This is a genomic window from Acidaminococcus massiliensis (assembly GCF_900095825.1).
GTDB classification, from domain to species: domain Bacteria; phylum Bacillota; class Negativicutes; order Acidaminococcales; family Acidaminococcaceae; genus Acidaminococcus; species Acidaminococcus massiliensis.
Genome location: NZ_LT608315.1, coordinates 1,692,567 through 1,714,063 on the forward strand (window position 1 = coordinate 1,692,567; position 21,497 = coordinate 1,714,063).

Sequence of the window (21,497 nt, forward strand, 5' to 3'; positions counted from 1 at the left end):
GCACAGAACGTGCAACAACCTCTTTCTCACCCTTTCACCTTTTTCAGCAGCTCTGGGAACGGGGCCAGGACACGGGGCAGGATCCCGTTCATGCAGGCGATGGCGATGCCATAGTTGGTCATGGGCACCTGCTGGTTTTCCGCGGCGCTCTGGCGGTACGCCACTTCCTGGGCGTTGAGCATGCAGGCCCCGCAGTGGACGACCAGCTTAAAGGGAGACAGATCATCGGGGAAACCTTTGCCGCTGCTGTAATGGAATTCCGGTTCCGCTCCCGAGTAGTTCCGGATCCAGTTGGGCAGCTTTACGGTACCGATGTCGTTGCACTGCCGGTGGTGGGTACATCCTTCGGAAATCAGCACAGGATCTCCATCCTTCAGTTTTTTCAGCTGGAGGGCTCCATCGATGAAGGAAGAAAGCTGGCCTTTGTACCGGGCGAAGAGGATGGAGAAACTGGTGAGCCGGATCTCTGGAGGGACCATTTGGTCCACAATATGGAAGGCCTGGCTGTCGGTGACCACCAGGCTGATCTTTTTGCCCAAGAGATCGATCACTCCAGGCAGTTCCTGTGGCTGGACCACCACCGCACTGCAGTGGCCGTCCAAAAGTTCCCGGATGGCCTGCTGCTGGGGCAGGATCAGCCGGCCCTTAGGGGCGGATTCATCGCAGGGGACCACCAGTACCACCAGGGCATGGGGTTCCAACAGATCCAAGAGCAGGGGCTTCTTCTTTTCTTCCTTGCCCAAAGCTTGGGAAATCCGTTCCTTCAGTTCCCAGATCCGTGTACCGGCACTGGCACTGACCAGCATGCTGTGGTCCTTCAGCTCTTCCGGAAGGGTAAAGGCAGGGACCAGGTCGCATTTGTTGAACACCACCAGATAGGGGATCTTCCGGGCCTGGATCTCCTGGAGCAGTTTCCTGTCAAAAGCATTCAGTCCGCTGGCGGCATCCACCACCAGGAGAGCGATATCCGTGCTGCGGAGTACCAGGCGGGCTTTTTCGATCCGGGACTGGCCCAGATCGCTGTCGTCATCCATCCCTGGGGTATCTGTCAGCAGGACGGGGCCCAGGGGCAGGATCTCCATGGCTTTGGAGACCGGATCGGTGGTGGTCCCTTTGAAATCTGAGACGATGGCCAGGTCCTGGCCGGTGATGGCGTTGATCAGGGATGATTTCCCTGCGTTCCGGCAGCCGAACAGACCGATGTGGATCCGTTCGCTGGAAGGGGTGGCATTGAGAGAAGCAGGCATGGAAAGTTCCTCCTTTGGAAAGCAAAAAATAAATACCGAACAATCGGCAGAATGTATTTGGAAATTGTTTCAATTTATCATACAATAATCTTTCGTCCGGTGCAAGTCTTTGCCCCCTTGATTTTTCAGACAGTTTCCATGTATACTTATTAGCGTTTGTAGGCGGACTTTTTTCTTCATTAATTTCTTTCCGGTCCGTCTGGAAATCTTTGTCTTTCATGGCATCTTCTTTTTTATCAAATATAATTTTCATCAGCATGGACTGCAGCAAGGGATGTGAAAGAGACATGGAACAGATCTATTGTGCCGCATTGACATCGCTCCTCAATTATGACGCCCCTCTCTGGGTGCCCCGGTTCCGGGAGACTTTCGGTTCCTGCCGGGCTGCTTGGGAAGCCAGGCGGAAGGATCTGGCCGGCGCCGGCCTCCTTTCCCGGGAACTTTCCCAAGTTTGGGATTCCGCCCGGAAGGAAGCCCTGCCGGAGCGAATCTATGACTACTGCCAAAAGCATCAGGTACGCCTCTTGGGCCGCTGGAGCCCGGGCTATCCTCCTCTTCTGGCACAGCTTTCCGCGCCTCCTCCGGTGCTCTACTGCAAAGGGGAGCTGCCGGAAGAGAAAAGTGCCCTGGCCATCGTAGGGTCCCGGAAAGCCACAGACTACGGACTGGGAGCGGCCGGGAAGTTTGCCCGGGCGGCAGCGGCAGAAGGGGTGCCTGTAATCAGCGGCGGCGCCTACGGCATCGATGCGGCGGCCCATCGGGCGGCCCTGGATGCAGGGGGCAAGACGGTGGCCGTCCTGGGAGGCGGCCTGGAAGAACTGTATCCCCGCCGGCACCTGCGGCTTTTCGACCGGATCTGCCAAGAGGGGGCCCTGGTGACGGAATATGATCCCTGGACACCGCCCCTGCCCCAGAATTTCCCTCTGCGGAACCGGATCATCGTGGGCCTTTCCAAGGCCGTCCTGGTGGTGGAGGCCGCCATCCGCAGCGGAGCCATGAGTACGGCCCATGCGGCCGTCGATGAGAACCGGGAGCTCTTTGCCGTCCCCGGTCCCATTTCTTCCGAGACCAGCCAGGGGACCCACCGACTGTTGAAGCAGGGCGCCAGGCTGGCCGATGACCCGGAAGAGATCCTGGAGTTCCTGCTGGGCCCCCGGGCAGAGCGGATCCCTCCCCAGGCGGCAGAGACCGATCTGTTCCGGGACCTGTCCCCGTCCGAACAGAAAAAAGCCAGGGCCCTCTGCACCTGGCTCCAGAAACACCAGGGCGCATCCCTGGAAGAAATTGCCGACCATTTCCCCTGGCCGCTGCCCGTCCTCAGTACCCTCCTCCTGGAGCTGGAACTGATGGGCCGGGTCCAGCGGAACAGCCGGAATCGCTATAATGCAGTATAGGAGGAGAAAATCGTGACAAACAAACTGGTCATTGTGGAATCCCCTACGAAAGCCAAAACCATTGAAAAGTTCCTGGGTAAAACCTTTACAGTCCGCGCCTCCATGGGGCATCTGCGGGACCTGCCCAAGAGCCAGTTCGGTGTCGACGTAGAGCATGATTTCACTCCCAAATACATCAACATCCGGGGCAAGGGCCCTTTGATCAAGGAACTGAAGACCCTGGCCAAGAAAGCCGACAAAATCTATCTGGCAACGGACCCGGACCGGGAAGGGGAGGCCATCGCCTGGCACCTGAGCTATATCCTGGGAGTGGACCCGGCGGCACCTTGCCGGATTTCTTTCCACGAAATCACCCAGACGGCCATCAAGGGGGCTCTGAAAGATCCTCATTCCATCGATATGGATAAAGTGGATGCCCAGCAGGCCCGCCGGATCTTGGACCGGATCGTAGGGTACCAGCTGAGCCCCCTGCTCTGGCGGAAGGTCCGGAAAGGCCTCAGCGCCGGCCGTGTCCAGAGTGTGGCGGTGAAGATCATCTGTGACCGGCAGAAAGCCATCGATGATTTCGAACCGGAGGAATACTGGACGGTTTCCGTAGTCCTGGCTCCTGGGAAGACCCCCAAGATCACGGCGGATGTGACCAAGAAAGACGGGAAGAAACTGGAGATCCATAACCAGGCAGAAGCCCAACAGGTCACAGAAGATCTGAAAAAGGCCCATTACCAGGTCACGGACTGCTCCGTACGGGACCGGCTGCGGAAGCCGGCGCCCCCCTTCACCACCAGCAGCCTCCAGCAGGAAGCCAACAAGCGGCTGAATTTTTCCACCAAGAAAGTCATGATGCTGGCCCAGCAGCTGTATGAAGGGGTCACCCTGGGCCGGAAGGGCTCCATCGGCCTCATCACCTACATGCGTACGGACTCGGTCCATCTGGCCGAGGCTGCCGTGGCAGAGATCCGGGGCTATGTCGGAGAAAATTATGGGGATGCCTACCTGCCCAAGAAGCCCAATGTATACAGCAGCCGGAAAAATGCCCAGGAAGCCCATGAAGCCATCCGTCCCACCAGTGTGGAACGGACCCCGGAAGAGATGAGCAAATATCTGGACCGGGATCAGCTGCGGCTCTATACCTTGATCTGGAAGCGGACCGTGGCCAGCCAGATGGCCAGCAGCGTCAGCACCCTGACCACCCTCACCATCAGCGGGGACAAGTACGAACTGAAAGCCACCGGTTCGGTGGTGAAGTTCGATGGATTCTTGAAACTGGCGGACCGGAAAGATGAAGAAAAGGACAAGAAAGTCCCGGCCCTGGAGAAGGGGACGGCCCTGGATCTGATCCGGCTCAACGAAGCGGTACAGCATTTCACAGAACCCCCAGCCAACTTCACAGAAGCCACTTTGGTCAAAGAACTGGAAGAAAAAGGCATCGGCCGGCCCAGCACCTATTCTCCCATCATCCAGACCATCCTGGCCAGAGGGTATGTGGCCAAGGAAGGGAAGAAACTCCTGCCCACGGAGCTGGGGAAACTGACCATCGACATGCTGACCCAGTATTTCTCTCCCTTCATCGATGTGCCCTTCAGTGCCCATATGGAAAACGAACTGGATGCCATCAGTGAACACAAGACCGATAAAGAGACGGTGCTCCGGGAATTCTACGGGCCTTTCGAGAAAGCCCTGAAAGTGGCGGACGAAAACATCCCCGTGGTGGAACAGCCGGTAATCGTCAGCGATGTGAAATGCGAGAAATGCGGCCGTTTCATGGTGGTGAAGGAAGGGCGCCACGGCAAATTCCTGGCCTGCCCTGGGTTCCCGGAATGCCGGAATACCAAACCCATCTTGGTAAAGGTGGGGGTGAAGTGCCCCCAGTGCGGCGGAGACCTGATTGAACGGCACAGCAAGACGGGACGCCTGTTCTACGGCTGTTCCAATTACCCCACCTGCCGGTTCACGTCCTGGGACAAGCCTACTACAGAAACCTGCCCCCAGTGCGGCAGCATGATGGTGGAACACCGGGAGCGGAACGGGAAGACCGTGCTCCACTGCAGCAACGAGAAATGTCCCAATGCTTCTTTGAAGAAAAAATAGAAAGGAAATTTCCATGGCTATCCATATCATCGGGGCGGGGCTGGCCGGCTGCGAGGCAGCCTGGCAGCTGACCCGGCGGGGGATCCCGGTGATCCTCCACGAGATGCGTCCGGGGAAAAGCGACCCGGCCCATCACACCCCCTATTACAGCGAACTGGTCTGCAGCAACTCTCTGCGGGCCAACAATATCGAAAATGCCGTCGGTCTCCTGAAAGAAGAGATGCGTCGGCTGGATTCCCTCATCATCGCAGCTGCCGATGCCCATCAGGTGCCGGCGGGAGGCGCCCTGGCCGTGGACCGGGAAGGGTTCGCCCAGGCAGTGACCCGGGCCATCCGGGAAAATCCCCTGATCACCGTGGTGGAAGAGGAAGTCACCGACTACAGCCGGTTCACGCCGGAAGACTATGTGATCACCGCCTCCGGTCCCCTGACCAGCGGTGCCTTGGCAGAAGCCATCCAGCAGCTGGTCCAGAAGGATTACTTCCATTTCTTCGATGCGGCCGCTCCCATCGTCACCCTGGAATCCCTGGACCAGGAGAAGGTGTATAAGGCATCCCGGTATGACAAAGGGGAAGCAGCCTATTACAACTGCCCCTTTACCCGGGAGGAATACCTCCGGTTCTGGAACGAGCTCTGCCAGGCGGAAACTGCACCGGTGAAAGATTTCGAACATAATGTGTTTGAAGCTTGCATGCCCATCGAGGAAATGGCCCTGCGGGGAGAGGATACCATGCGGTTCGGTCCTCTGAAACCGGTGGGGCTGCCCGATCCCCGGACCGGGGAGGATCCCTATGCGGTGGTCCAGCTGCGCCAGGACAACGGCGCCGGGACCTTATACAACATTGTGGGGTTCCAGACCCATCTGAAGTGGCCGGAACAGAAGCGGGTGTTCCGTCTGATCCCTGGTTTGGAAAATGCGGAGTTCGTCCGCTATGGGGTGATGCATAAAAATTCCTACCTGAACAGCCCCCTGCTGCTGGCCCCGGACTATTCCCTCCGGGAGCGTCCCCATTTTTATTTCGCCGGCCAGATGACTGGGGTGGAAGGGTATGTGGAAAGTGCCGCCTCTGGGCTGGCCGCAGGCATCTATGCGGCCCGGGCCATGGCAGGGAACCCGCGGGTGCTCTTCCCCCGGGAAACGGCCATAGGGGCTTTGAGCTGCTATATCAGCAATCCGGAGGTGAAGCATTTCCAGCCCATGAACATCAATTTCGGGTTGATCGCACCTTGGGACGGTCCCAGGATTCGGGGCAAAAAAGAAAAAAATGCGGCCATTGCAGCCCGAAGTCTAAACTTTCTTGAAAGTGTAAAAAATGACTTGCATGATTAGTCTGAATATGGTAGTATGAATTGTCGGGAATTCAATACAATTCGTACAATTTGAGGTGTGCCATGGAACGGAAGAGAAACATGGAACCGAAATTGAACAATGGACAGCTGGTGGAGGCTTTTGCTTCTTATCTGGAAGTGGAAAAAGATGATTCACCCTTGACCATTGCCAATTATGAGGCGGATATCCGGCATTTCACGGACTTTATGGCAACCCGGTCCGAAGATGCCAGCTGGCCTGCCATCACGGTCCTGGATATCCGTTCCTACCTGGCACTGATGCATGATGCGAAACTTGCGCGGCGGACCATCGCCCGGCGGATTTCTTCGCTCCGTTCCTTCTACCGATATCTGCGCCGGGAGGGGATCGTCCGGACCAATCCGTTTGCCAAGGTACGGACCCCGAAACTGGAAAAGAAGCTGCCTGTATTTTTGGAAGAGTTCGAAATCAATCTGCTGCTGCGGATGCCGGATGTGCAAACCATCCTGGGCCGCCGGGACAGGGCGATCCTGGAATTCCTCTATTCCACAGGCTGCCGGGTTTCAGAACTGGTGGGACTTACTATGACCCGCGTGGATCTGGGCAATCGGTATGCGGTACTCATGGGGAAAGGCCATAAGGAACGGCTGGTGCCTTTGGGCCATCCCTGCGTCCGGGCCCTGGAAGCCTATCTCACCGGGAGCCGGGGCGTAGTGATGCGGAAGTACCATGTGCCGCCTCATGCCTTTGTGTTCGTGAACAGCCGGGGGACTCCCCTGAGTGCACGGAGTGTACGGAGAATCCTGGATAAATATGTGGAAATGACGGCCATGCAGAAGCATGTGAGCCCCCATACCATCCGGCATACCTTTGCCACCCATCTGCTGGATCATGGGGCGGATCTGCGGGCTGTACAAGAACTATTGGGACATGTGAGTTTATCCACGACACAGATTTACACTCATGTGACGGCGGAACGTCTCACTGCCGTCTATGAGAAACATCATCCAAGGGCCTAGGGAGGGACTTTTATGTTAGCTTTATTGGAAAAAACGCGTATGATCAACAAACTGCTGCAGAACACGGAAACGGTCAGCTACAAAAAAATGGCTGAAGTACTGAAAGACGTGATCAAGGCGAACATCTACATCGTATCCTGCGATGGGGAACTGCTGGGGTATTCCATCCTGGACGGTTTCGAATGTGAGCTGATGATCAAAAAAGTGCTGGATGTGGGCCGTTTCCCTGCTGAATATGTGAAATGGCTGGAAGGGATCCGGGAGACTTCTTCCAACTACCGCCTGGTGAAGAACATGTGCGCTTTCAGCGAAGGCACCAAATGTCTCTTTGAAAGCAAATATACTACGGTTGTGCCCATTTTCGGGAATGGCGTCCGTCTGGGGACCCTGATCCTGGGTAAATTCAAGAAGGAATTCGTGGATTCCGACCTGCTGCTGTCCGAATATGCTGCAACGGTCATCGGGATGCAGCTGCTCCATGACAAAGCCATGCACATCGAGGAAGCCAGCCGGAAGAAAGCCATGGTCCAGATTGCTTTCTCCAATTTGAGCTACAGCGAACTGGAAGCCATTTCTGAGATCCTCAAGGCACTGCCTGGGGATGAAGGACTGCTGGTGGCCAGCAAGATTGCCGACCAGGCTGGGATCACCCGCAGCGTGATCGTCAACGCCCTGCGGAAATTCGAAAGTGCCGGGGTGCTGGAAACCGAATCCCTGGGGATGAAGGGGACCTATGTGCGGATCCTCAACGAATACCTGCGGGATGGGCTGAAGGAACACAAGAAATAAACAAGGATTTTCCTGGAAAGGGCCGAACTGCCAGATGCAGTTTGACCCTTTTTCTGCTTTATGGTAGTATGATAGGAATATGGGGCTGTTGTCTGTGCAACAGCCCCGTCAGCGGTCAGCTGTCAACGGTCAGCAGCCGAATGCGGCCAGCTGCGCTGGCTTTGACTTTAAGGAATCTACACTGAAGGAAAGGATTTTTTCCATGCTCAATCTGGATGCGTCTCTGATCTACCGGATCCCGGCTCTCCTTTTTACCATCACGGTCCATGAATATGCCCATGGGGCCATGTCCTCCAGCCTGGGGGACCCTACCCCGGAAGCGGACGGCCGGCTGACTATGAACCCTCTGGCCCATCTGGATCTGATCGGGTCCCTGATGCTGCTTTTGGTGGGCTTCGGCTGGGCCAAACCGGTCCGGGTGGATCCTCGGTATTATCCCGATATGCGGAAAGGGATGCTGCAGGTGGCCTTTGCCGGACCGGGCAGCAACCTGTTCGTGACTTTTCTGGCCATGCTGCTCCAATTGGTCTTTGCCCGGTATTTCAATGCAGGGCGCGGGGTCCTGCTGTTTTTGAACTGGCTGATGCTCTACAATGTGTGGTTCGCCTTTTTCAATTTGCTCCCCATCCCGCCTATGGACGGCTACAATGTGCTCCGGACCCTGCTTCCCTATGATAAGGCAGCTGCCTACGAACGGCTGGTGGGGCCTTATGTCAACCTGATCCTCATCGTCCTGTGCTTCACCGGCGTCGTGAGCGTGGTGATCACGCCTCTTTCCACCCTGTATCTCCGGCTGTGCCGGGCAATCCTGTCCCTGGTGCTGTTCTAACGAAAGAGGGAAGAAGGCGGCAGCGTGTACCAAGTGAAACTGGCGGATTTCGAAGGGCCCCTGGACCTTCTGATCCATCTCATCGAAAAAGACAAAATCGATATCTATGATATCCCCATCGTATCTGTGACGGAGCAGTACATTGCCTACATCAATGCCATGCAGGAATACAGCCTGGAAGTGGCCAGCGAATTCCTGCTGATGGCAGCCATGCTGCTCCAGATCAAATCCCGGATGCTCCTGCCCAAAGATCCGGAAGAAGAGGGTGAGGAGGAAGCGGATCCCCGGCAGATGCTGGTTTCCATGCTGGTGGAATACCGGAAGACAAAAAAGCAGGCCCAGGCCCTGCGGGAATGCCTCCAGCGGGCCAGCCTCCAGGCGGCCCGGCCGCCCCTTCCCTTGGGGAAGGCTCTCCAGAAGGTGAAACGGTACGGACTGGCGGATCTGCTCCGGGCCTTGGCGGGGCTGCTGCCCCGGCACGAAGAGGAAGATGCGGTGATCCCCCGGCAGGAATTCCCGGTCCAGGAACGGATGGAGGCCATCCGCATGGCTTTGGAGAAAACCGGGAAAGGACTGGATTTCCGGCAGCTGCTGGGGGACCGGAAAAACCATAGTGAAATCATTTCTACTTTCCTGGCGGTGCTGGAACTGCTGCGCCTGAAGGAAATCGATTTGATCCAGGAGGAACCTTTTGGACCCATGGTCCTGGAGCCCCGGAAGGAGGGAACCTATGAAACTGAAGAAAACCGCTGAATTGGAAGCCCTGCTCTTTGCCAGCGGCGACCCTCTGACCCTGGAACGAGCGGCCGGCGCCCTGCTTTGCACCACAGGGGAAGCGGCGGACCTCCTGGAACAGCTCCAGCAGGAGTACCGGAAGGAAAACCGGGGCATCGAACTGCGGAAAGCAGCAGGCGGCTGGCAGCTAGTGACCAAAAAAGAAACAGCTGGACTGATCCGCCGTCTCCAGGAAAAACAAGAGGTCAAGCTCTCCAACGCGGCTATGGAAACCCTGGCCATCGTGGCTTTCCGGCAGCCGGTGACCAAAAGCGAAATGGAAGCCATCCGGGGCGTGAAAGTGGACGGAGTCCTGGGGAATCTGGTAGAACTGGGACTGATCGCTGAAGTAGGACGGAAGGAAGCCCTGGGGCGCCCGATCCTCTACGGGACCACGGAAATCTTCCTCCGGACTTTCGGCCTGGATTCCCTGGAGGATCTGCCCCAGCTTCCGGAAGAAGTCCTGGACGGCAGGGGAGAAGACCCAGAACCCTTATTCGACTGACAGAAAGGAATCATAAAAAACAGTATGGAACAAGTGAAAGAACGGCTGCAGAAAGTCATGGCAGCGGCCGGTGTGGCATCACGCCGGGAATGTGAAAAGATCATCCTGGCCGGAAGGGTCCAGGTGAACGGCGCAGCGGTGACGGAACTGGGGACCCGGGTGGGCCCAAGAGACCGGGTGATGGTGGATGGGAAACCTCTCCATCGGAAAACCCTCCGGAAAACTTATCTATTGTACAAGCCCCGGGGTGTGGTGACCACTATGAAGGATCCCCAGGGACGGAGGACGGTGGCGGATCTCATGGCGGGTCTCCGCCAGCGGCTGTATCCTGTGGGACGGCTGGATTACCAGACAGAAGGGCTGCTGCTCATGACCAACGACGGGGAACTGGCTCAGCACTTGACCCATCCCAGCCACCATGTGGACAAAACCTATGAGGTGGAAGTCAAGGGCCGGGTCCCGGAGGAAAAACTGGATGTGCTGCGGCTGGGGGTGCCCCTGGAAGACGGACTCACCTCTCCGGCGGTGGTCTATGTGAAGAAATGGGATCCGGAACGGAACCTGACCCGGTTTACGGTGACCATCCATGAGGGGCGGAACCGGCAGGTCCGCCGGATGTGCGATTTCATCGGCTTCCCGGTGAAATCCCTGAAGCGGATCCAGGTGGGGTCCCTGACCCTGGAGGGGATGAAAAAAGGAGAATTCCGGGAACTGACCCCGGAAGAGATCGCTTCTCTGGAAGCGCAGGTGGAATGAAATGAAGCGTGTAGTGATTGTGGGAGCCGGAGCCGCCGGCTTCCTGGCGGCCATCGGAGCAGCCGGGAACGGGGCTCAGGTGACCCTCCTGGAAAAAATGGCCATGCCTGGACGAAAACTGATGATCACCGGCAAAGGCCGCTGCAACATCACCAATGCCTGTGCCATGGAAGACATGATCCCCATGCTGCCGGGCAACGGAAAATTTTTATTTGGGGCTTTCCATTCTTTCACCAATCGGGATATAATGGAATTGTTGGAACGGCACGGACTCTCGGTGAAAGTGGAACGGGGCGGCCGTGTGTTCCCCCAGAGCGACCGGGCCTTGGACGTAGTGGAGACTTTGGAAAAGATCCTCCGGGAGCTGGGGGTCCGGCTCCTTCTGGAAAAACGGGTCCGGCGGCTGGAAATGGCCCAGGGCAGGATCACGGCAGTGATCACTGGGGACGGGGGACGCTATCCGGCAGATGCGGTGATCCTCACCACCGGGGGCGCTTCCTATCCCCGCACCGGTTCCACTGGGGACGGCTATGCCCTGGCCCAGGAAGCTGGCCACACCATCATTCCCCCCAAACCAGCCTTGGTGCCCCTGGAAAGCGATGATGAGGAGATCCGCTCCCTCCAGGGCCTGAGCCTCCGGAACGTGCGAGGGACCCTGCTCCAAGGAGAACGGGTCCTGGGACAGGAATTCGGAGAAATGCTCTTTACCCATTTCGGTGTCAGCGGTCCCATTATCCTGACCCTTTCCCGGGCGGCTTCGGCAGCCTGGCAGAAAGATCCCCAGGCGGTGCTGGATCTTTTCATCGACTTGAAGCCGGCCCTGACGCCGGAACAGCTGGATGCCCGGGTGCAGCGGGATTTTGCCAAATACAGCCGGAAGCAGCTGAAAAGCGGCCTCCACGACCTGCTGCCCCAGAGCCTGATCCCGGTGATCATCGACGCTGCCTGCCTGAAGCCGGAGCAGGAAGTGAACCAGATTACCCGGAAGGAACGCCAGCGCCTGGTCCGGACCCTGAAAGCTTTTACGGTCCCTCTCACTGGGACCCGCCCCCTGGCAGAAGCCATTGTGACGGCCGGGGGCGTCAGCACCAAAGAAATCAACCCTTCTACCTTTGCTTCCAAAATAGTGCCCAACCTGTACTTTGCGGGAGAAATCATGGATGTGGATGGATATACCGGCGGCTACAACCTCCAGGCAGCCTTTTCATCGGGCTTCGTGGCAGGGACCCATGCCGCCTTGGACGGAAAAGAGGAATCTGTGTGAAAAAGATCATCATTGCCATCGATGGCCCTGCCGGTGCCGGGAAAAGCACCATTGCCAAGAAAGTGGCCGCCCTCTTGGGCTATGCCTATATCGATACGGGAGCCATGTACCGGGCGGTGACCCTGCGCTTTTTGGAAAGCGGAGCACCCTTCAGTGAAAAAACGGTGACGGATATCGCCAACCAGATCCAGATCACCTTCCAGTACCGGGAGGGGATCAACCGTGTGTTTGCAGATGGGGAAGAAGTCACAGAAGCCATCCGCAGCCTGGAAGTCTCCCAGAATGTGTCCCGGGTATCGGCCGTGGGCGGCGTGCGGACGGCCATGGTGGCGGCCCAGCGGAAGATCGGCGCCCAGGGCGGTGTGGTCATGGACGGCCGGGACATCGGTACAGTGGTGTTCCCCCAGGCGGAACTGAAGGTATTCCTGACGGCTTCCGTGGAAGAACGGGCCCGGCGGCGGTATCTGGAGCTGAAGGAAAAAGGCACGGAAGTATCCCTGGAGGAATTGGAGAAACGGATCGCCCAGCGGGATGCCCTGGACGAGAACCGGGAAATCTCTCCCCTCCGGTGTGCAGAAGACGCCCGGTATCTGGATTCCACGGCCCTTTCCATCGATCAGGTGACGGAACGGATCGCGGCCATGGCCAAAGAGGTGCTGTAAGATGTGGTACCGTTTTGTCCAGCTGCTGTTTTCTATCCTTTTCCGGATCATCTACCGGCTCCGGGTCATCGGGCAGGAGAATATCCCGAAACAGGGACCCGTGGTGATCGCCTGCAACCATGTGAGCCTGTTGGACCCGCCCATGGTGGGGACGGCTTCTTCCCGGCCCGTCCATTTCATGGCCAAAAGCGAACTGTTCGTTCCCATCCTGGGGACGCTGTATAAAAGCCTGGGGGCTTTTCCCGTCCATCGAGGAGCCGCCGATGCCCATGCCATCCGGACAGCCCTCACCATCCTGAAGCAGCAGGAAGTGCTGGGGATCTTCCCGGAAGGCCACCGGAGCCGGGACGGGAAACTGGGGAAAGCCCAGCCCGGCGCCCTGGCCATTGCCCTCAAAGGCAAAGCGGAAGTGGTGCCTGCCTGCATCCTGGGCAGCGATCTGAAGCACCGGAAAAGCTTCTGGCCCCAGATCACTGTAGTGTTCGGAAAGCCCATGAAGCTAGAGAACGAACAGGGAAATAAATTGAAAGTGGAGGAGCTGAGCGAAGAGCTGATGAAGGAAATCCAGTCTCTCATGGACGCTCACAGGGAAAAATAGCAGATGAAAATCTATGTTGCAGACCCTTGCGGCTTTTGTTATGGAGTAAAAAGAGCGATACACGTTGCAGAACTGCAAGCAAAAGGGTATAATGATAGTATTGCCACTCTGGGTGAATTGGTTCATAATCCCCGTGTTGTAGAAAAACTGAAACAGCAAGGTGTAGAATGTAAGGAGAAGCTGGCGCAATTCGCGGCTGGCGATACAGTCATATTCCGATCCCATGGGGTGGGCCCTGCTCTTTATGAGGAGGCTGCCCAGCGGGAACTGAAAGTCATCGATGCCACTTGTCCTCATGTGCGGAAAGCACAGAAAACGGCTGCTGAACTGGCAGAAGAAGGCCGTTTCGTCATCATTATTGGGGAAAAGCGTCATCCTGAGGTGCAAAGTATCAAGGCTTGGGCAGGCAGCGATTCTGTGGTCATCGAAACACCCGATGATCTTGGATCTCTTCCTGAAAAAGATAAGTTTGGGGTAGTCAGTCAGACGACTTTTGAAGCTGAGAAGTTTAACCTTCTGCTTCGAATGGCTCAGGAGAAACGTCCGGGCGACTATAAAGTCGTGCGAACCATTTGCACTGCCACCGCAGAACGACAGGCTGCCGCACGGCAGCTGGCAGGGAAAACAGATGCTTTCTTCGTGTTTGGCGGCAAGAACAGCGCGAACACGAGACACCTGTGGGAACTGGCCAGGGAAATCAACCCCCGTTCCTATCTTTTGCAGGACGCCAGCGAGATCACTGGACCGATGCTGGCCGGAGCACACAAAATTGGCATCACTGCTGGCGCATCGACGCCGCAGGAAATTATTGAGGAGGCTATTGGAACTATGGAAACGATGGAAAGTTTGTTGGGCGAACAGGAATGCATGAAATTGCACATTGGCATGATTGTGGAGGCTACTGTAGTAGAAGTGACCGATGATGAGGTCGTAGTAGACTTCGGGTATCAGAGTGAAGGTTCTGTGGCCTTCGACCAATGGACTTTGGGTGGGACCAAGGACACCGTAGCCCCCACTGTAAACCCTGGAGACAAGGTAACCCTGAAAGTCATCGCCAGCGAAAACCAGGATGGCCTGGTGGTCCTGAGCAAGATCAAAGCGGAAGCAGACCAGGCTTGGCTGAAGCTGCCGGAAGAACTGGCTGATAAGAAAACTGTCCAGGTCAAAGGCCTGCGGGCTGTCAAAGGCGGCCTGACGGTTTCCTATGATGGACTGACTGGCTTCATCCCTGCTTCTCATCTGGACCTGAAGCATGTGGATGATGTGAAGGAATATGAAGGCAAGGAACTGGAAGTTTCTCTCCTGGAAATCAATCCGGAAAAGAAACGCCTGGTATTCTCCCGGAGAAATGTCCTGCGGGAAGAACGGGCTGCCAAGAATGCCGCTTATAAAGAAGAAAGAGCCAAACGGGAAGAAGAACGGAAAGAAGCCCTGGAAAATGCGTTCCATACTTTCCATGAAGGAGAAACTGTGGAAGGGACCATCAAGAGCATCGTGGACTTCGGGATGTTCGTGGAAATTGCTCCTCTGGTCCAAGGCCTGGTGCATATTTCTGAAGTATCCTGGGACCGCAGCGTAAAACCGGCTGACCTGTACAAAGTGGGCGAAAAGATCAACGTCTACATCAAAGGCCTGGATGAAGAAAAGGGCCGCATCAGCCTGTCCGTCAAGGCTCTCCAGGAAGATCCCTGGGTCACTGCTGCCAAGGAATTCCGGGTGGGTGACATTGTGACCGGTACCGTTGTCCGGTTCCTGCCTTTCGGTGCCATTGTGAAACTGAACGACAAGAACGAAGGCATGATCCACATTTCTGAAATCGCTGAACAGCGGATCGAAAAACCGGAAGATGTCCTGGAAATCGGCCAGGAGGTGAAAGTCAAAGTCCTGCGTGTGGATACCGAACACAAGAAGATCGCCCTGAGCATCACCAAAGCCAAGGAAGATGCTGAAAAAGCAGAAATGCGTCAGTACCTGGGCAAAAAAGGTGCTCTGTCCCAGGATCTGGGCGAAAAACTGGCCGAAGCTGAAGCAGAAGCCCATAAATAAGTAAGAGAGGTTTGTCATAGATGAAAAGCCGGGAGAGCCGTAAAATCGATCATATCAAGTATGCCCTGCACCTTGAGGATGGTCCTTGCGCCACCGGCTTTTCTGATATACAGGTGTTCCACCGCGCTTTGCCCCAGGCAGACCGGCGGGACATCGACCTTTCCACCGCTCTGCCTGGAATCGGGACCCTTGCCCAGCCGCTGGTGATCAATGCCATCACCGGAGGGGCGGAAGCGGTGAAAGCCATCAACGGGGAACTGGCCGCAGTGGCCCGGGAGACCGGCTGCGCCATGGCGGTAGGTTCCCAGTACGGGGCTGTCCGGAAGGGCATGTATGAAGATACCTTTGCCATTGCCCGGCAGGTGAACCCCAGGGGGATGCTCTTCGCCAATGTCAGCGCTCTGGCATCCTCCGATGAGGCACGGCGGGCAGTGGACATGATCCAGGCCCAGGCCCTCCAGATCCATCTGAACAGTGCCCAGGAACTGGCCATGGAAGAAGGGGACCGGGATTTTTCCCACTGGCTGGAACAGATCGAAGCCGTCTGTGCCCGCTCAGAAGTCCCTGTGATCGTGAAAGAAACAGGCTGCGGAATGGCCCGGGAAGATGCCAGACGCCTCCTGGACTGCGGGGTATCCATCTTGGATACCGGCGGTGCTGGAGGGACCAATTTCCCGGCCATCGAAGGCTGCCGCTATCCGGAAGGGAACCGGGAGCTCTCCCAATGGGGGATCCCTTCGGCCCTTTCTCTTCTGGAAGTGGTGGAAGCCAGAGGCTGGCAAAAAGGAATCATCGCTTCCGGCGGGATCCGGACGGCCTTGGATGTGTTCAAGGCCCGGATGCTGGGAGCCAATGCAGTGGGGATGGCAGGCAATATCCTGCGGCTGGTCCAGGCCGGCGGGACCCAAGAAGCCATCGACTGGATCCGGAAACTGCTGGAGGCAGTAAAAGATTTCTACACCCTGACGGGGTGTACCCGAGAGGATGAGCTGCGCCAGGTCCGGTATTATTTCACCGGGGACCTGGCGGCAGCGGTCCGCTCCTTTCCCTACGGGGAAAATGAATTTAACTGAAAGAGGTTCATTTCCATGAGCAAACCCATAGTTGCAATTGTCGGCAGACCCAACGTCGGCAAATCAACACTATTTAACATATTTGCCGACAGCCGGATCTCCATTGTGGAAGATACCCCCGGTGTCACCCGGGACCGTCTGTACGCAGATGCGGAATGGCTGGACCGGAAGTTCACCATGGTGGATACCGGCGGGATCGAGATGCAGAACACTGATTCCATCGCCGTTTCCATCCGGCAGCAGGCGGAAGTGGCCATCCGGGAAGCTGATGTGATCCTGTTTGTGTGCGATGCCCGGACCGGGATCACCAACGATGACCTGGAAGTGGCCAAGATGCTCCGCCAGTCCCGGAAACCCGTGGTACTGGCCGTGAACAAGGCAGACACCCCCAAGCAGGAAGCAGAAGCCTATGAGTTCTATAACCTGGGGATCGGGGAGCCCTACCTGATTTCCGCTTCCAACCGGCTGAACCTGGGAGATTTGCTGGATGCGGTGGTGGAAAAATTCCCTCCTGAAGGGGAAGACGAAGATGACAGCGAAGATGTGATCAAGGTGGCCATCATCGGCCGGCCCAATGTGGGCAAATCCTCCATCTTCAATGACATCATCGGCCAGACCCGTTCCATCGTCAGCGATGTGGCTGGCACCACCCGTGACGCCATCGACGTGCCGGTGGAAAAGGACGGCCAGACCTTCCTTTTCATCGATACGGCAGGGATGCGCCGGAAAGGAAGAATCGACGAACCTATCGAAAAATACAGCATCATCCGGACGCTTCGGGCAGTGGACCGGAGTGACGTAGTGCTCCTGGTGCTCAACGCCGTGGAAGGGATCACGGATCAGGATAAGAAAATCGCCGGCTACGCCCATGAAGCGGGCAAAGGGATCGTGATCGTGGTGAACAAGTGGGACCTGTATCCTGACAAGACGGTGATGTCCACGGAAGAATTCACCAAGAATATCCGCCACGAACTGATCTTCATGCCCTATGCCAATGTGGTGTACGTGTCGGCTCTGACCCAGCAGCGGATCAGCCGGCTGCCGGAAATGATCAAAGATGCGGCAGAAGCCAATGCCATGCGGATCGCTACCAGTGTGCTGAACCAGGTGGTGACCGACGCAGTGGCCATGAACCAGCCTCCTATGGAAAAGGGTAAGCGGCTGAAGATCCTCTACACCACCCAAGTAAAGGTGAAGCCTCCGACTTTCGTGATTTTCTGCAACGAACCGGAAATCATGCATTTCTCCTATCAGAGGTATCTGGAAAACCAGCTCCGGGAAGCTTTTGGCTTCAAGGGGACCCCCATCAACATCATCGTCCGGGGCAAGAATGAGGACGAGGCATAAGGACGGTCAAAGATTATGGACTATGTATTGAGTGCAGTGATCGGATATCTCCTGGGCTCCATCTCCTGCGGGCTCCTTTTGGTGAAGCTGGTCTGCGGGATCGATATCCGGGATTATGGCAGTCACAATATCGGAGCCACCAATGTGTTCCGGACCGTGGGAGCACGGATGGCCTCTTTCGTCCTCTTGGGGGATCTGCTGAAGGGGGTACTGGCACTCTACTTGGTCAATCATTTTGTTTCCTCTGATCTGGGCGTGCTGTTGGCCTGTGCCGCCTGCGCCATCCTGGGACACAGTTTTTCCTGGATGTGCGGATTCCGGGGCGGCAAGGGAGTGGCTACGGGGCTGGGGATCCTGCTGTACTTCATGCCGGAAGTGGCGGTGTTTGCCCTGACCATTTGGCTGGCCACGGTGTTCGTCACCCGTTATGTCTCCCTGGGGTCCATCCTGGCAGCTCTGGCAGCACCTTTTTCCGCCTGGTATCTGGGCTATGACTGGCGGCTGGTGGCTTTTGTAGGGCTCTGCGCCGCCGTAGTGGTGGCCCGGCATTACCAGAACATGATCCGCCTGAAGAACGGCACGGAAAGCAAGATCCGGGAAGGACATTGGAAGAAATGATAGGGGTGTGAAGGGATTCACACCCCGGTCGCGGGTCACGGGCCATGGGTCGCCAGCCTGGACGCTGAAGCCGGTTGTCCTTTTTCTATAGTATGATAAGGTAACATCGGTTGGAATCAAAAAACGGGTCTTCGGTTTGAACCAACAAGCCCGCGACTCGCGACCAAAGGGCTGTTGCACCTGCAGCAGCCCTTCTATTTTTCAAAGGAGTTGAAATCATGAAAGCAGCAGTCATAGGGGCCGGCAGCTGGGGGACAGTCCTGGCTCAGATCCTGGCGGAAAACGGCCATGCCACCGTACTCTGGGCCCGGAATCCGGGGAAGGCGGAAAAAATCCGGGAGACCCGGTGCAATGCTGATTATCTGCCCGATTTCCAGCTGTCTCCCGCCCTTACGATCACTTCCAGCCTCCAGGAAGCGGTGGAAGGGGCGGAAGTCCTGGTCTTTGTGGTCCCTTCCAAAGGAATGGGCGCTATCGCCCAGCAGGCTGCCGCATTTACGGACTGCCATGACCAGCTAATCCTTACCTGTACCAAAGGATTCGACCTGGCCAGCCATAAGCTGATGACGGAGATCCTGGAGGAGACCTTCCCCCGGGCCCGGGCCATCGCTGCCCTCAGCGGCCCCAACCTGGCTCGGGAAATCGCCCAGCAGCAGCCGGCAGCTACGGTGATTGCCTGCCGGGAGATGAAAGAGGCCCGGTTCCTCCAGAAATGCTTCCTGAATGGGTATTTCCGTCCCTACACTTCCACCGATGTGATCGGGGTGGAGCTGTGCGGCTGCGTCAAGAACTGCATCGCCTTGGTGGGCGGGATGCTTTCCGGACTGGGCTACGGGGAAAATGCCCAGGCGGGGCTGATCACCCGGGGACTGGCGGAAATCACCCGGCTGGGGGTGAAGATGGGAGCTCGGCGGGCCACCTTTTTCGGCCTGGCCGGGGTGGGGGACCTGATCGCCACCTGCACCAGCCCCTTGAGCCGGAACCGTTCTGCCGGCTATGCCCTGGCCCAAGGGAAATCTCTGGAGGAGATCACCAGCGGGACCCGGATGGTCATCGAAGGGATCAATGCCACGCCGGTGGTCCGGGAACTAGCGGCCCGCCATCAGGTGGAAATGCCCATCATCGAACAGCTGTACCAAGTCCTGTTCCAGGAAAAACAGGTCCAGCAGGCCATTGCAGATTTGATGAAAAGAACTGCAAAGAAAGAGTAGAATTCTAGGGAGCGGTATGATATAATGTCTTTCTAGGAAGGATTAAGATTCTCATGGAAAGGATAGATGACACATGGCCAATGAGAAAAAATCCGAATTTTATTTAGTCAGAGAAGAAATTCTCCCCGAAGCAATCAAAAAGACAATCCTGGTCAAAGAAATCCTGAAACGAGGGAAGATGAAGACGGTCAATGAAGCGGTGAGCAAGGTGGGTCTGAGCCGCAGCGCCTATTACAAATACAAGGATTATGTATTCCCGTTTTATGATGCCAGCAAGGAAAAGGTCATTACCATTTCCCTTTTACTGGAACACAAACCCGGCGTCCTTTCCAGCGTGCTCAATACCATTGCAGGAGATGGAGGCAGCGTGATCACCATCAACCAGGGGGTTCCCCTCCAGGGTGTGGCCAATACCACCATCTCGGTGGAGACCAAATATCTGAACATCGATATGGAAGCCCTGCTGGACAAGCTCCGGCTGATCGACGGGGTGAAGCGCCTGGACGTTTTGGGACAGGTGGATTGATCTTTCCGGCACCGGTAGGGAGGGACCTTCTCCAGGGTTCCTGGACAATTGAAATGGGCAATACTTTGTGGGCTGTCGGATCTCGGCAGCCCCTTTACAACTAGGAGGATGAGGGGAATGGCTAAGGCAAAACAGAAACAGATCAAAATCGGGCTGCTGGGAGCCGGCACGGTAGGGGGCGGCGTGATCTTGGTACTGAACCAGAATCGGCAGCTGATCACGGAACGGGTGGGCGCAGAGATCTGCATCCAGAAAGTGCTGGCCCGCCATCCGGAAAAGGTCCGGGCCCTGGATGCCAGCCTGGCCACCACGGACAAAATCGAAGACATCGTGAATGATCCGGAGATCGACATCGTGGTGGAACTGATGGGACGGGAACATCCGGCCCTGGAATACATGGAGGCGGCCCTCCGGGCTGGGAAGAACGTGGTCACGGCCAACAAGGATGTAGTGGCCACCCATGGGAAGGAACTCTTTGAACTGGCGGCGGCCAACCATGTGGACTTCCTCTTTGAGGCGGCAGTTGCTGGGGGCATCCCCATCATCCGCCCTCTGAAAGAGAGCCTGGCAGCCAATAAAATCAATAAGATCATGGGGATCATCAACGGAACCACCAACTATATGCTCACCAAGATGACCCAGGACCATATGGATTTTGCCGAAGTACTGAAAGAGGCCCAGGAAAAGGGCTATGCGGAAAGCGACCCCACTGCCGACGTAGGGGGCTTCGATGCAGCCCGGAAGATTGCCATCCTGGCCTCCATCGCCTTCAATAGCCGGGTCAGCCTGGAGGATGTGTACGTGGAGGGCATCGATAAGATTTCCTCCCGGGATATCGAATATGCCGATGAACTGGGGTATGTGATCAAACTGCTGGGCATCGCCAAGCAGAAGGACGGCAAAGGCGTCAGTGCCCGGGTCCATCCCACCATGCTCCGGAAAGACCATCCCCTGGCCACCGTCAACGATGTGTTCAACGCAGTGTATGTGGAAGGCCAGCCGGTGGGCGAAGCCATGTTCTTCGGCCGGGGAGCCGGACGGATGCCCACGGCCAGTGCTGTTTGCGGGGATATCATCGAAAGCACCCGGAACATCTTGGCCGGCTGTACCGGCCGGGTGGGCTGCACTTGCTATGAGACGAAACCCATGCTGCCTCCGGAAGAGATCATCTCTCCCTGCTATATCCGGATGCTGGTGGAAGACCGGCCTGGGGTGTGGGCCACTATTGCCTCTGCCTTCGGGGAAAACAAGGTCAGCCTGAAGACCGTCGTCCAGAAACGTTCCCTGGGCAATCTGGCTGAAATCGTGGTCATTACCTATGGAGTCTCTGAATTTGCCCTGCGGAAAGCAGCTGATTCCCTGTCCAAACTGGCTGTGGTGGCACGGATCTGCAATATCATCCGTGTGGAAGACAGCAGCCTGGACTGAGAAAAGAGGCACGG

At 56.8% G+C, this 21,497-nt stretch carries 20 protein-coding genes; 19 read left to right on the plus strand and 1 reads right to left on the minus strand.

Translation table 11 applies throughout. The annotated features are described in order from the left end of the window. Positions 1-26: 26 nt before the first annotated feature. The gene (gene hydF, locus BQ2657_RS08195; RefSeq protein ID WP_075580180.1) at positions 27-1,247 is read right to left on the minus strand and encodes a [FeFe] hydrogenase H-cluster maturation GTPase HydF; all 1,221 of its coding nucleotides are present in this window, start codon (positions 1,245-1,247) and stop codon (positions 27-29) included. A gap of 287 nt (positions 1,248-1,534) precedes the next feature. Between hydF and dprA the strand changes: the two genes are divergently transcribed. The 19 genes from dprA to BQ2657_RS08290 all read left to right on the plus strand — a co-directional run bounded on the left by dprA (position 1,535) and on the right by BQ2657_RS08290 (position 21,483). Then, on the plus strand, positions 1,535-2,641 hold the full coding sequence (gene dprA / locus BQ2657_RS08200) for a DNA-processing protein DprA (RefSeq protein ID WP_075580181.1): 1,107 nt from the start codon (positions 1,535-1,537) through the stop codon (positions 2,639-2,641). A 12-nt stretch (positions 2,642-2,653) separates the two neighbouring features. Further along, on the plus strand, positions 2,654-4,729 hold the full coding sequence (topA, locus tag BQ2657_RS08205) for a type I DNA topoisomerase (RefSeq protein ID WP_075580182.1): 2,076 nt from the start codon (positions 2,654-2,656) through the stop codon (positions 4,727-4,729). Between the two features lie 13 nt (positions 4,730-4,742). Continuing rightward, entirely contained in the window at positions 4,743-6,059 is a 1,317-nt protein-coding gene (gene trmFO, locus BQ2657_RS08210) for a methylenetetrahydrofolate--tRNA-(uracil(54)-C(5))-methyltransferase (FADH(2)-oxidizing) TrmFO (RefSeq protein WP_075580183.1), read from the plus strand. Between the two features lie 62 nt (positions 6,060-6,121). After that, positions 6,122-7,057: a tyrosine recombinase XerC gene (xerC, locus tag BQ2657_RS08215; RefSeq protein ID WP_143224858.1), complete on the plus strand. Its 936-nt coding sequence runs from the start codon at positions 6,122-6,124 to the stop codon at positions 7,055-7,057. A 12-nt stretch (positions 7,058-7,069) separates the two neighbouring features. After that, entirely contained in the window at positions 7,070-7,846 is a 777-nt protein-coding gene (gene codY / locus BQ2657_RS08220) for a GTP-sensing pleiotropic transcriptional regulator CodY (RefSeq protein WP_075580184.1), read from the plus strand. Between the two features lie 202 nt (positions 7,847-8,048). Then, positions 8,049-8,675 (plus strand): site-2 protease family protein, encoded by a 627-nt coding sequence (locus tag BQ2657_RS08225; protein WP_075580185.1) that lies wholly within the window; start codon positions 8,049-8,051, stop codon positions 8,673-8,675. A gap of 24 nt (positions 8,676-8,699) precedes the next feature. Further along, positions 8,700-9,428, plus strand: a complete 729-nt coding sequence (locus tag BQ2657_RS08230) for a segregation and condensation protein A (protein WP_075580186.1) — start codon at positions 8,700-8,702, stop codon at positions 9,426-9,428. After that, positions 9,406-9,954, plus strand: a complete 549-nt coding sequence (scpB, locus tag BQ2657_RS08235) for an SMC-Scp complex subunit ScpB (RefSeq protein WP_075580187.1) — start codon at positions 9,406-9,408, stop codon at positions 9,952-9,954. Before BQ2657_RS08230 ends, scpB begins: the two co-directional genes overlap by 23 nt. Before the next feature lie 24 nt (positions 9,955-9,978). After that, a complete protein-coding gene (locus BQ2657_RS08240; RefSeq protein WP_083236222.1) occupies positions 9,979-10,710 on the plus strand; it encodes a pseudouridine synthase in 732 nt (243 codons plus the stop codon). 1 nt (position 10,711) lies between these two features. Beyond that, the gene (locus BQ2657_RS08245; RefSeq protein WP_075580188.1) at positions 10,712-11,974 is read left to right on the plus strand and encodes a BaiN/RdsA family NAD(P)/FAD-dependent oxidoreductase; all 1,263 of its coding nucleotides are present in this window, start codon (positions 10,712-10,714) and stop codon (positions 11,972-11,974) included. Beyond that, positions 11,971-12,636: a (d)CMP kinase gene (cmk, locus tag BQ2657_RS08250; protein WP_187119187.1), complete on the plus strand. Its 666-nt coding sequence runs from the start codon at positions 11,971-11,973 to the stop codon at positions 12,634-12,636. The genes BQ2657_RS08245 and cmk overlap by 4 nt, the downstream gene beginning before the upstream one ends. 1 nt (position 12,637) lies before the next feature. Beyond that, a complete protein-coding gene (locus tag BQ2657_RS08255) occupies positions 12,638-13,234 on the plus strand; it encodes a lysophospholipid acyltransferase family protein (RefSeq protein ID WP_075580190.1) in 597 nt (198 codons plus the stop codon). Positions 13,235-13,237: 3 nt separating this feature from the next. Next, the gene (locus BQ2657_RS08260) at positions 13,238-15,280 is read left to right on the plus strand and encodes a bifunctional 4-hydroxy-3-methylbut-2-enyl diphosphate reductase/30S ribosomal protein S1 (RefSeq protein WP_075580191.1); all 2,043 of its coding nucleotides are present in this window, start codon (positions 13,238-13,240) and stop codon (positions 15,278-15,280) included. Positions 15,281-15,300: 20 nt separating this feature from the next. Further along, the gene (gene fni, locus BQ2657_RS08265; protein ID WP_075580192.1) at positions 15,301-16,353 is read left to right on the plus strand and encodes a type 2 isopentenyl-diphosphate Delta-isomerase; all 1,053 of its coding nucleotides are present in this window, start codon (positions 15,301-15,303) and stop codon (positions 16,351-16,353) included. A 15-nt stretch (positions 16,354-16,368) separates the two neighbouring features. Continuing rightward, positions 16,369-17,700: a ribosome biogenesis GTPase Der gene (gene der, locus BQ2657_RS08270; protein ID WP_075580193.1), complete on the plus strand. Its 1,332-nt coding sequence runs from the start codon at positions 16,369-16,371 to the stop codon at positions 17,698-17,700. A 15-nt stretch (positions 17,701-17,715) separates the two neighbouring features. Then, a complete protein-coding gene (gene plsY / locus BQ2657_RS08275) occupies positions 17,716-18,318 on the plus strand; it encodes a glycerol-3-phosphate 1-O-acyltransferase PlsY (RefSeq protein WP_075580194.1) in 603 nt (200 codons plus the stop codon). A 218-nt stretch (positions 18,319-18,536) separates the two neighbouring features. Then, the gene (locus BQ2657_RS08280; RefSeq protein ID WP_075580195.1) at positions 18,537-19,529 is read left to right on the plus strand and encodes an NAD(P)H-dependent glycerol-3-phosphate dehydrogenase; all 993 of its coding nucleotides are present in this window, start codon (positions 18,537-18,539) and stop codon (positions 19,527-19,529) included. A gap of 73 nt (positions 19,530-19,602) precedes the next feature. Further along, positions 19,603-20,055: an ACT domain-containing protein gene (locus tag BQ2657_RS08285; protein WP_075580196.1), complete on the plus strand. Its 453-nt coding sequence runs from the start codon at positions 19,603-19,605 to the stop codon at positions 20,053-20,055. A gap of 117 nt (positions 20,056-20,172) precedes the next feature. Beyond that, positions 20,173-21,483, plus strand: a complete 1,311-nt coding sequence (locus BQ2657_RS08290) for a homoserine dehydrogenase (protein ID WP_075580197.1) — start codon at positions 20,173-20,175, stop codon at positions 21,481-21,483. The last annotated feature ends 14 nt before the right edge of the window (positions 21,484-21,497 follow it).

Coding starts and splice junctions, on each gene's coding strand:
- hydF (WP_075580180.1), bottom strand. CDS start 1,247: ATGCCTGCTTCTCTCAATGCCACCCCTTCCAGCGAACGGATCCACATC.
- dprA (WP_075580181.1), top strand. CDS start 1,535: ATGGAACAGATCTATTGTGCCGCATTGACATCGCTCCTCAATTATGAC.
- trmFO (WP_075580183.1), top strand. CDS start 4,743: ATGGCTATCCATATCATCGGGGCGGGGCTGGCCGGCTGCGAGGCAGCC.
- xerC (WP_143224858.1), top strand. CDS start 6,122: ATGGAACGGAAGAGAAACATGGAACCGAAATTGAACAATGGACAGCTG.
- codY (WP_075580184.1), top strand. CDS start 7,070: ATGTTAGCTTTATTGGAAAAAACGCGTATGATCAACAAACTGCTGCAG.
- BQ2657_RS08225 (WP_075580185.1), top strand. CDS start 8,049: ATGCTCAATCTGGATGCGTCTCTGATCTACCGGATCCCGGCTCTCCTT.
- scpB (WP_075580187.1), top strand. CDS start 9,406: ATGAAACTGAAGAAAACCGCTGAATTGGAAGCCCTGCTCTTTGCCAGC.
- BQ2657_RS08240 (WP_083236222.1), top strand. CDS start 9,979: ATGGAACAAGTGAAAGAACGGCTGCAGAAAGTCATGGCAGCGGCCGGT.
- BQ2657_RS08245 (WP_075580188.1), top strand. CDS start 10,712: ATGAAGCGTGTAGTGATTGTGGGAGCCGGAGCCGCCGGCTTCCTGGCG.
- BQ2657_RS08255 (WP_075580190.1), top strand. CDS start 12,638: ATGTGGTACCGTTTTGTCCAGCTGCTGTTTTCTATCCTTTTCCGGATC.
- BQ2657_RS08260 (WP_075580191.1), top strand. CDS start 13,238: ATGAAAATCTATGTTGCAGACCCTTGCGGCTTTTGTTATGGAGTAAAA.
- fni (WP_075580192.1), top strand. CDS start 15,301: ATGAAAAGCCGGGAGAGCCGTAAAATCGATCATATCAAGTATGCCCTG.
- der (WP_075580193.1), top strand. CDS start 16,369: ATGAGCAAACCCATAGTTGCAATTGTCGGCAGACCCAACGTCGGCAAA.
- plsY (WP_075580194.1), top strand. CDS start 17,716: ATGGACTATGTATTGAGTGCAGTGATCGGATATCTCCTGGGCTCCATC.
- BQ2657_RS08280 (WP_075580195.1), top strand. CDS start 18,537: ATGAAAGCAGCAGTCATAGGGGCCGGCAGCTGGGGGACAGTCCTGGCT.
- BQ2657_RS08285 (WP_075580196.1), top strand. CDS start 19,603: ATGGCCAATGAGAAAAAATCCGAATTTTATTTAGTCAGAGAAGAAATT.
- BQ2657_RS08290 (WP_075580197.1), top strand. CDS start 20,173: ATGGCTAAGGCAAAACAGAAACAGATCAAAATCGGGCTGCTGGGAGCC.